Genomic DNA, 9,422 nt, shown 5'->3' on the forward strand with positions numbered 1-9,422 from the left:
ACTCACCGTTTACCTTCACAGCATGACGATGAACGTGCCGATGATCGCTACCGCCGGGCTTCTCGGCGTCACCGCCGTCTCACTCGTCCAAGTTGGCATAGCGCACCGTCACAAATCTCACCGCAGCGAGTACAGAGCTGTTCTGGCTGCGATGAGGTGGTGGATGTTGCCGGCGGCAATCGTGGTGCTGACAGCGGTCGGGCTGACCACCGCGGCCCTATGGCAGATACCAGTGCTCAGGGCCTCCTGGTGGTGGCTCATCTCCGGGACACCAGGCTCAGCCGCACTCGGCCAAACCGGCTACAACGGAGCGGGATGGACCGTCCTCGCAGTCTTCCTCCCCATCGCCACCCTGCTGCTGATCCCAAAACTCGCCCTCATTGAGGAGAGGATCTTTCGAATCGACAGCGAAACCCGCACGGCGGGAAAGAACTTCCTCTATCAATCGGCATTCGGCCTCATGCACTCAGCGCTAGCGGGGGTACCCATCGCCGCCGGACTCGCACTAATCGGTAGCGGCTACTACTTCATGTGGGTCTACCTCAAACACGTTGACAGGGCAGCCTGCATCGAACATATCCAGGCCGAAGCCGAGCTTGAGTCGATGTGGAACCAGGAAGTCGGCCATCTCAACGCCGTCCCTGACACCGACAGCATCGTCAATCACCCGCACGGCCTCGACTGGCTAAGCACCCTGAAGCAAAACATCCAGCAGAGAACCGAGCACGCCGACGCGATTGAGAACCTGCAGAACCAAGGCACTCACGCCGCCGCGGCTGCCCATGCCGTCTACAACCTCATCCCAGTCACGATCATTGTGCTCTGGCTGACCGCCCACCACCTCGGCGCCTTCTGACCCCGCTGAAACCCAGATACAGCCAGCGACAAGGAATCACATCGCCGTGGTCAACAGAACTCGCAGAGCTACTTTCGCGGTTACACCCGAAGAGCAAGCGTTCCTCCAAGATGAAGCGCGCCGCCATGGAGTCCCACTGGCGAAGTACTTGCGCAGAGAAACCTTGAGGTGGTTCTGGATCGAGCAGCAACTGCGTGAAGCACAGGAACACCTCGCCGCCGCCCAACGGGCGGCAGACGAGGCCAAGAACCGTTCCCAGCGCACACGCGCATCATTTGCCAGGACGGGTCACGGTCGATTCCACACCAGCGTCGAGGCTGAGACCTGGCTGCGCAACTTCACCCAGGCGCGTCCAGACGAACCACTCAAAACCCTGCTCCGCCGCGCATACCACCGCGCCCATCCCGACAAAGGCGGATCCCGCGAAGACTGGGAAAAAGTCGATCAGAGTCGGCGACTGATCTTGGGTTCCCGCTGACCCAATCACCTCGGGCAGATCGCCGCTCCGCCGTGGGGAAGGAAGTGGGTCTGCGGATTCATCCAGGACACCCGGCCAGCATCAGCGCTCAAAGAACCCGAATAATGCGGCAGGCACGCTCGAAGTCGCTCAGCGATGCGGGCCCCGGCGTTCGTGTAGGAAACCGGGGTAAACATTCACCCCGGGTTCCTACACGGTCCTGTCCCACGCCTGGCACCCAACGTCGTCGGTGGTCATGCGCTCCACGCACACACGGGTGAGTCCCAAGTCGCACGGTAGCGATCTAATTCTTCGGCGACATCACTTCGCTGGGCAGATCGCCGCCCCGTCACGCAGGTTGAATGTCGTGTGGCTGTCGGTGTCGTCCGGATCGCCCTCGAATCCCCATTCACCGTTGACGTTGTTCCACACCGCTCCGTCGACCAGCGTTTCGGACTGATGGCCGCCGCCAGCGACCTGGATAGCAGCTTTCTGGGAGCCGTCCTCGGGCCTGGTTGAGGTCACCTCGGTGCCGTTGGGCGCGGTGATCTGGATCGTCAGGCCGCCGTTACTGTCGCTACAGAGGATCTTGACGTCGGTGATCTCGTAGCTTTGACCGTAGAAGTCGACTTCGCCGACATTGGAGTAAAACTTCCCTGGCCAGGACATATTCACAGGCTGACTGGCCCCACATCCAGAAACGGCCATTGCCACGGCCACGATGACGATTAGCTGACGCACATTCCACCCCCGAGACCATTTAACCCGGTGAACTGTGGTCAATGTCCACCAAGCCTGGGACAATGACGCCATGGGGGCCCGAACGAAGCTCGACATCGAGACCGACAAGCTGGCCGGCGCAGCCGGCAAAGCTGGCGAAACGCTGTCCGCCAGCGCGCCCAAGCCGATCCCGCCGCCACCGCCGACAGCCACGTCGCAGCTCGATGCCGCCCTGGCCCTCATCGCCACCAGCTCCGAGGCCCTGCGGGCGAAAGTCGACGCCACCGACACCACGTGGGCTACCAAGCAGCAAGCAGCGCTGACCGAATCCCCACCAGTGCTGCAGCAGCAGGACACCCAAGCCGCTGGCGACTACCAGCGCGCAGCACCGCCACCGGTGTTCCCGATGCCCGGATTCCAACCCCCGATCGGCCCGCCCGACGTGACCAAAGTGCGGCCGGCCTAGCCCACGCACAGGATCTGAGGAGCCCACATGTCGATCGCGCCGCCACCGCCGGCCTACCCGCCGACGTGGCCGCCGCAGCAGTATCCGCCGACGCCCACCACACAGCGCCGGCGGTGGCCTGCTGTCGCCGCGGCCGCCGGCGCGGGCGCGATCGTCGCCGGCCTCATCACCACCGTGATCACACTGTCGGTCACCGCGCCGGCCACCACCGACACCACGAGCTCGGCCGCCGAGACCGTCACCGTGACCGCAGCCCCGCCGACACCACCCAAGGCTCTGCCGGCCGCCCAGGCAGACGCCCAGACCTGCCACGCCTGGGGCACCACCGACAAGCTGTACACCGCCGCCGCGCTGGCCCAGAGCGTCATCCCCGAGGGCATGACCATCACGGACCCGGCCGTCCAGGGCAACCCGACCTGGAAGAACGGCGTCATCCGGGCCAGTGAGCTCTACGGCCAGGCCGCCGACAGCTTCGAGTCGCAGCTCGCCCCTGGCACCAGCCCAATGCTGGCTCAGGTCTCGCAGACGACCGTCGGTTCGCTTCGGACGCTGAGCGAGTCGTACAAGGCATTCGACCCAACCACAGGAAACTCGGTGGCGGTCTATAAGGCCAGTCAGAAAGCCATGGATTGGCTGTGCCGATGAGTCACAAGACATTTGAACTCGGCGCTCCGCCCCCCGCACCTCCTCAGACGCCGGGGTATCCGCCGCTGCCACCCGGCCCACCGTCCGGCGGCCAGCGCCGACGACGGTGGCCAGTGCTCGTCGCAGCCGCCGCGGTAGGAGCTGTGGTCGCGGCTGGCGCGGCCACACTCATCACCACACAGGCCCGCGACACGGCCTCACCGTCGGCGGCAGCCCAGCCATCGACAGTCACGGTTCCGGCGCCCATCCCTTCTGGGCCGGCGCCGCTACCGGCCGCCCAAGCTGACCGTGAGACCTGCCAGGTCGGATTTATCGGCACCCAAGCGCCGACGAAGTCGGCAGCGCAAGCGCTGGCGATCCTTCCGCCCGGCGTGAAGGTGCTAGATCCGGCAGTTCGGAACAATCCCACCTGGGAGGAAGCGGTACGTACTGCAGGCGAGTCCTATAGGCAGGCAAGTGACGCACTTCGCGCTCACATAGCACCGGGTACCACCCCTGTCCTTGCGCAGGCGGCGAATACCGCGGTCAGCGCCTTCCGGCTTGTCGGAGACGCGTACGTCACGTTCGATCCAATCGCCGGCAACGCCTTCGAGATGGCGCTGGAGAGTTCCGATCAGATGGTCGCACTCTGCCAGCGCCTAGCCCCGTAGAAAGGTCTGCACCTTGGGTTTTGGTGAGGTCTCGATGCCGATGACCGAGCATTCGGCCGAGATTTTGACGGGGTCGTGGCCATCGCAGTCAGTGATGTCGTGGGCTGGCTATGCGATGGCGCATAGCCAGGAGGCAAACACCCTGTTCGCACAGCTTGATATTCAGATGGACATCAAGCTGTCGCTGGGAGGCATGGACGGCAATTTCATTGAAGCCGTTCGTGGTCTCGTCCAGAGCCGTGAGACAGCGCTGCAGAACCGCATTGAGGCCTATCGGCACATCAGGAACAAGGCCAGGCTAGCGGCGAGTGAATTGCAGGCCACTCAAACGGATTTGGTCGATATCGTGAACACGGCCGAGAAGATGATCAAGTCGCTGCGCTCCGCGGCTGATGAGCAGAAGTCCAAGGTAGCTGCCATCCCCGGCGCGGCTGAAGTGATCGAGGCCAAATTCCAGGTCGAGAAACAGGCACTGATTGATGCCGCCAAGCTGGAGGCTCAGGCACGAGATCTGCAGGGCGCCACCACCGTCACGGCACTGTCGCATGACATCGCACAGTGGGCCGCCCCGTACATCAACAGCATCCTGCCCGAGGGCGGCGCTGGCGCCGGCAACATGCCCGCTTCGCCGGCACCGTCCGCCCCACCGCTGGACAACGGCAATGCGAAGCCTGTCGACTACTCGACAGCGGACAACATGCGCAATGCGAATCAGAGCGCAGAGGCGGCAAAACAGACCAAAACTGCGGATTCTCAGCAGGACCAAAAGAATGACGTCCAGCAGGCTGCTATGCGGTCACCGGACAAGACTGATCCGAATCAGCTGGCGCAGCATCAGAAGCCGTCACCGTCGCCCGCTTCGTCGCCCTCATCTCCGTCCAGTTCTGGTGGGAGTAGTAGCGGTGGGAGTCCGGCGTCGTCCATCAGCCAGATGCTGAAGCCAGCATCATCGGGCAGCTCGTCGTCGCCGGCGAGCTCGTCGTCATCGCCTGCGTCGTCGGGCGGTGCGGGATCGAACCCTGCGGGTGGGGCGCAATCGAGTCAGATGGCGAATGCGAAGCCGGGTGCGGTTCCTGCGACGGGCATGAATGCCGCGGCCGGTGGAGCTGGCGCGGCCGGGCGGGCACCGGGGTTGGCGAGTCTTGGCTCGGGGATTGCGGAGTCGTCGGCTCGGTTGGCCTCGGGTGCTGTGAATACCGCGGTCAACGCGGCGTCTGGTGCCGCTGGTGTGGGCAGCAATGTGGCGCAGAATGTGGTGTCTCAGGCTGCTGCGCAGGCGCCTGCGGCGGCGACTCCTCCAGCGGCAGCGTCGACGGTGCCGGCGGCGGCCGCGCCGGCCGGTGGTCCGATGATGGTTCCGCCTGCCGGTGCTGCCGGTGGCGGATCGTCGGTGATCAATCCGGTGACGAGTACTCCAGTGGGGTCGCCGAATGTTGGTGGTGGGCCGTCGTCAGCGGCGGCCGCCGGGCCCGCACCGGTATCCAGCGGTGGTTTGGCGCCGCAGGCCGGGTCGAGTGGGTCGTTAGCTCCGGCGCCGGTGGCGATGCAGGGCCCGGGCGTGCGGGGTATCGGCGCCGACGGCGCCAGCGGAGACGCGTTGTTCGGTCAGGCGATGGACGCCGGCCGCGACGTCATCACGGCGTTGCTGGCGCAGACCAAGGGTTACATGGCGATCGATTACGCGGTATCGGTGATGTGGGAGCGCAACGGGCAGGTGACGGCGTGGCTGGCCACCAGCGAAGGCGCGTCATACATCCCGCTCGGCGTGCGGGTTCCGCAGGCCGTGTCACTGGCAATCAACGATTCGGTGGTGGGTCAGAAGTTGCGGGACGAGACGGCGGCCGCCGGCGGCGCCAACCCGCTGGAGGTCGTGGTGCGCCAAGCCCAGGCGCGCGAGATGGCCTCGCCGGGTACGCGGGTGCTGGCGATCGCGTCGTCACAGCCGATGGACCGAGTGATGGACTGGGCCGGTGAGGTGGGTGCGCGGCCGGTCAGCGTGAACCCGAAGACGGTCGCTCATGATCTTGAGCTGCCTGCGACACGGCATCGCTGCCAGGTCGGCATGCCCTGGGAGTGGCAGCAGGCGCACGCATTCAGCGAGGAGAAACGCCACCAGGTCGCCTCCCGGCACGTGCTCATGGCCGCGGTGGAAGGACATCTTCACAGTCCGGCCTGCGAAGAAGTCATGGATCGTTTCGAGGCGCGCAAGCCGATCGATGACGCGCTGTGGCCCGAGGTGACCCGGGAACGATTCGGGGCGTTGATCGAGTACCAGACGGCTATGGCGAACGTGGGCCACGGTGGTGCAACGGATCCGGCGCGGGCGCTGGTCACGGCGCGAGCGGCCGAGGTGGTCGAGTGTCTGCGCACGCACTTGACCCCCGAGGGGTGTGCTGATCTGTTGTACGCGGCTCGGTTGGCGGGGGCTCCGTTGACTGCGGCTGAGGCGGTGGCTACCGCATGAGCGTTCGGCCGCAGCTGACGGAGCGACTGTGCGCGCTGGATGTTGACGATCCGGATTTCCAGGCTGGCTTCACCCTGCTGACGATGACGGTTCTCGAGGCGGCTTATCGGGGGGATCTCGATCCGGACTGGCGCACGGAATTCATTGGTTCGCAATGCGATTCCGGCGGTGATATTGCTGCGGCGCTTGAGGTTCCGGTGGTGGCGGTCGCGCTCGTCGGTATGGAGACCCAGCCGTGGGAGCCGTATGCGGCCGGGGGCGACTGGCGACAGGCGCTGGACGCTTGGGAGTTTGCCTACGCGGCGCTGGTGAATCACTACTTCAGTTACTACGCGGGCAGTGATGGTCAGTGTCGGGCGGCGGGCGTGCATGCGATCGAGCTCGGCGGCGCGATGAGGACGCAGATGACCCCGGTGCCTGGCTATTGGGCGCATTCGCGCGAGTACGCCCTGTGACCGGGCGGCGGGATGAGCGCGAGTTCGGTGTTCAGTTTCGTGGCGCGTCGAAGCAGGTCGTTGTCGGTCGGGTCAACGAGGCGCAGGATGCGCTGGTCGGTGAGACTGAGGACGCCACCGATGAGGCCGTTCAGGCAGTGGCGGAGTACGTGATTCACGCGTTCGACGGTGCGCTGGAAGTGGAGTACGACGACGGTACGGTCTATCAGGTGCAGGTGGTGAAGATCGGCCAGCGGCAGCCTGATGGGAGCCGCTACGGGGTGCACCCGGGCGGACTGGTGGTGGGCTACTGCGAGAACGGATCCCATTGACCCCCGCTGGGGTATTGCCTGTGGGAGAGCTCAGGGAAACGGTGAGTTTGTCGTCACGATGTAGCAGGTGCCGTTGGCCTCAACGTCATTGACGATGGTGGTGTCCCTGCCCGTCTTGCGGAGTTCTCCGCGGGCCTCTCTCGCGTCGTCTTCGGCGTCTCCCTTGGCGTCTGCGGTTGCGGCGCGCAGTTGCGCGGCTACGGCTTCTGTTCCTGTTGCAAAGCAGTGGGCACCGACGGTGAGCAGGTCGCCGAGCGGGGCGTTTGCTTTCTGGAGGTTTGGATCAGGGTTGTCGATGCTGGCGGCGGTGGTGGCGGCTGTGGAGGTCGATTCCTCGGGGTTTGCGGTGCAGCCTGCAACGAGCAGGCCGCATGTGGCTGCGATCAAGGTGTAGGGAACGTGGCAGATTCGCATAGGGCAGGTCTTCCAGTCGTTTTCGTGCAGCACGCTGCTGCGCGTTGATCAAGGGGCGATGGGGGGCCGGGCCGGCCGCCGGGTGGTCTCAGCGAGCCAAGGTTCTAGTAGTCGTAGCTGCGTAGTGCGAGGACAACGGCATCGACCAGGATTCGCCTGGAACCAGGCCCTCCCTCCCGTTGTGCCCGGCGCTGAACTTGTAGATATCCATGTTCTTGATTCTCACATCACATTTGGGCCAGGGGTCGTTAGCTGCGTGTGGCGCACGCTCTTTTTTGATCGCTTCGTCGTGTCCGAGTGCGGGGTTACAGTCAGTGTCGTGCCGCCCGCCGAGGCTGGCTTGTGCTCTCGGTATCTGATTGTCAGAGCGGTTGGGCGGGACTCGGGATGACGTGGCGACGACGCAATGGTCGTGGTCGTGGGGCCCGGCTTTGGGACGACGATGACGGAAGTCTAACCAGGCGAAAGGAATTCGTGATTCGTGATGATGGAACTCAGAATCTCCGCCGGGGGTAGGCGGTTTCTCACCTGGAAGAATGACCCAGCGGGCCCAGTGGTTCGGGACGACACATCGGAGCTTCCGGAGGGATTTGCCGAGTTCCTGGGCATCAGGCGTGAGGGGCGCGAGACGTTCCAACAGTTGCAGAACGAGAAGATTCAGCTGTACGCCGAACTCGGCAACGGCAGCGGTGCCAGTGAAGCGGTGGTTGAGGGTATCTACGAGCGTATCGGCGCCCAGATCGAGCTGCTATCGGCAAAGATTGCGGCTGAGGTGCGTGCACCTGGCCAGATGAGCAAGGCGTTGGTACCGGTGGCCTGCGCTCAGGTGTGACCGGACAACCACATGATCACCACCTACAGCCGGGGCCACGTGACGTTGACCGTCGAGCAGACGCCCGGTGCGGACGACGTCACGTTCACCATCGTTCGCCAGGCGGCACTGACCGCCGACGATGTGCGGCGCGTCAACGCTGAGCTCGACGACTACCCCGCTGCTCGTGGGGCACGACTGGTGCAACTAGCCGGCACAGGTGAGTGGGTGGTGCAGGCCGGCGCCGTTGTGGTGAGCGATCAGGGCGACCCGACCGCAGATTTGCGCTGGATGAGCGAGGAAGGAAGCTGAATATGCAGTGCCGTCGCGGTGAGGACGCAGATGTCGTCGACGACGAAGCCTTCCTGAATGACTTGGCGGACCGGCTGATCCTGGGCGGCGCTTGGACGTGGGCGGAATAGAAGGGGGAGCACGATGCCGAAACAGCTGATCACCGACCGGGCGCCGGACGTGGTGCGCGCGGCACAGCCCGTCGACGCCGGGGACGTGTTCCTGAAAGACGGGGACTAACAGATGGGTGTCGACGCATTGCTGGTTCTCGATGAGGTTCGCGACGTTGACCGCCTCATCGGTGAAATGACCATCCCGGACCCAGCGGTTCGCTACCAAAGGATCGTGCCAGCGCTGAAGGGTTTGGTCTTCGCCGTCCGGCCCGATAGCTACTACAAGCCGGCGCCACACCCCATTTTCGGCGCCCCTTCTGACGACCGTCGCGACATGATCAAGCCGGACCGTGTGTTCGTGAGCACGCTCAGCCGCTACTGGTACCCGGGCGAATCGCCCTACTCCGCCGGCAACTGGCACATGGTGTCCAGGATCTGCCAGATACTGTGGGCGATCGAACCCGGCATCGTGGTGCAGTACAGACCCGAACCCGATTCGCTATTCGACATGGACACAGACGAAGTCACCGAAGGCGCGCATTGCCTCACCCCTGAATGTGTTGCTGAGCTGGACAAGGAATGCGCCCGCGCCGAAGCGTTGGCTAACAGCCCCGAAGCCCGATCAACGAGCAGGAAGTAACCATGACGTCTACGACACTGTTCGACCCGAGAGTGAGAAATAGTCAAATCCTGTGGATCGAGGGTCGTCAGGCGACCTCGGACACTGGGGTGTCGGGCGATGGTTCCGGGGTGATGTCGACCGGACGTT

The 9,422-nt window shown here is 64.4% G+C and carries 13 protein-coding genes; 10 read left to right on the forward strand and 3 right to left on the reverse strand.

The genetic code is table 11. The features are described 5' to 3' along the window. Window positions 1-22: 22 nt before the first annotated feature. Together AB0876_RS32290 and AB0876_RS32295 are read left to right on the forward strand one after the other, a co-directional pair. Complete coding sequence (locus AB0876_RS32290; protein ID WP_526044025.1) at window positions 23-856, forward strand: hypothetical protein; 834 nt, start codon at window positions 23-25, stop codon at window positions 854-856. 46 nt (window positions 857-902) lie between these two features. Next, on the forward strand, window positions 903-1,334 hold the full coding sequence (locus AB0876_RS32295; RefSeq protein ID WP_526044026.1) for a hypothetical protein: 432 nt from the start codon (window positions 903-905) through the stop codon (window positions 1,332-1,334). 300 nt (window positions 1,335-1,634) lie between these two features. Here the strand turns inward: AB0876_RS32295 and AB0876_RS32300 are convergent, their stop codons facing one another. Next, window positions 1,635-1,982, reverse strand: a complete 348-nt coding sequence (locus tag AB0876_RS32300; protein WP_526044027.1) for a hypothetical protein — start codon at window positions 1,980-1,982, stop codon at window positions 1,635-1,637. 142 nt (window positions 1,983-2,124) lie between these two features. On the opposite strand from AB0876_RS32300, the gene AB0876_RS32305 reads away from it, so the two are divergent. Further along, window positions 2,125-2,499: a hypothetical protein gene (locus AB0876_RS32305; protein ID WP_526044028.1), complete on the forward strand. Its 375-nt coding sequence runs from the start codon at window positions 2,125-2,127 to the stop codon at window positions 2,497-2,499. A gap of 27 nt (window positions 2,500-2,526) precedes the next feature. Further along, a complete protein-coding gene (locus AB0876_RS32310; protein ID WP_526044029.1) occupies window positions 2,527-3,144 on the forward strand; it encodes a hypothetical protein in 618 nt (205 codons plus the stop codon). 43 nt (window positions 3,145-3,187) lie between these two features. On the opposite strand, the gene AB0876_RS32315 is transcribed toward AB0876_RS32310, so the two are convergent. Beyond that, a complete protein-coding gene (locus AB0876_RS32315; protein WP_526044030.1) occupies window positions 3,188-3,376 on the reverse strand; it encodes a hypothetical protein in 189 nt (62 codons plus the stop codon). A gap of 764 nt (window positions 3,377-4,140) precedes the next feature. Between AB0876_RS32315 and AB0876_RS32320 the strand changes: the two genes are divergently transcribed. From AB0876_RS32320 to AB0876_RS32330, 3 genes are read left to right on the forward strand one after another with little or no spacing between them, the layout of a single operon-like run. Further along, entirely contained in the window at window positions 4,141-6,258 is a 2,118-nt protein-coding gene (locus AB0876_RS32320; protein ID WP_526044031.1) for an EspK C-terminal domain-containing protein, read from the forward strand. Beyond that, window positions 6,255-6,713, forward strand: coding sequence for a hypothetical protein (locus AB0876_RS32325; RefSeq protein WP_526044032.1), 459 nt, complete (start codon window positions 6,255-6,257; stop codon window positions 6,711-6,713). The genes AB0876_RS32320 and AB0876_RS32325 overlap by 4 nt, the downstream gene beginning before the upstream one ends. Further along, window positions 6,710-7,024: a DUF7446 family protein gene (locus tag AB0876_RS32330; RefSeq protein WP_526044033.1), complete on the forward strand. Its 315-nt coding sequence runs from the start codon at window positions 6,710-6,712 to the stop codon at window positions 7,022-7,024. The genes AB0876_RS32325 and AB0876_RS32330 overlap by 4 nt, the downstream gene beginning before the upstream one ends. Window positions 7,025-7,054: 30 nt before the next feature. Here AB0876_RS32330 and AB0876_RS32335 read toward each other — a convergent pair whose 3' ends face one another. Beyond that, window positions 7,055-7,471: a hypothetical protein gene (locus tag AB0876_RS32335; RefSeq protein WP_526044034.1), complete on the reverse strand. Its 417-nt coding sequence runs from the start codon at window positions 7,469-7,471 to the stop codon at window positions 7,055-7,057. Between the two features lie 520 nt (window positions 7,472-7,991). Here AB0876_RS32335 and AB0876_RS32340 point away from each other — a divergent pair. The 3 genes from AB0876_RS32340 to AB0876_RS32350 all read left to right on the forward strand — a co-directional run bounded on the left by AB0876_RS32340 (window position 7,992) and on the right by AB0876_RS32350 (window position 9,293). Beyond that, on the forward strand, window positions 7,992-8,270 hold the full coding sequence (locus AB0876_RS32340) for a hypothetical protein (protein WP_526044035.1): 279 nt from the start codon (window positions 7,992-7,994) through the stop codon (window positions 8,268-8,270). A 12-nt stretch (window positions 8,271-8,282) separates the two neighbouring features. Next, on the forward strand, window positions 8,283-8,561 hold the full coding sequence (locus tag AB0876_RS32345) for a hypothetical protein (RefSeq protein ID WP_526044036.1): 279 nt from the start codon (window positions 8,283-8,285) through the stop codon (window positions 8,559-8,561). Window positions 8,562-8,783: 222 nt separating this feature from the next. Next, entirely contained in the window at window positions 8,784-9,293 is a 510-nt protein-coding gene (locus AB0876_RS32350) for a hypothetical protein (protein WP_526044037.1), read from the forward strand. The last annotated feature ends 129 nt before the right edge of the window (window positions 9,294-9,422 follow it).

Origin of the sequence: Mycobacterium sp. NPDC049093, assembly GCF_040704635.1 — a bacterium.
GTDB lineage: Bacteria > Actinomycetota > Actinomycetes > Mycobacteriales > Mycobacteriaceae > Mycobacterium.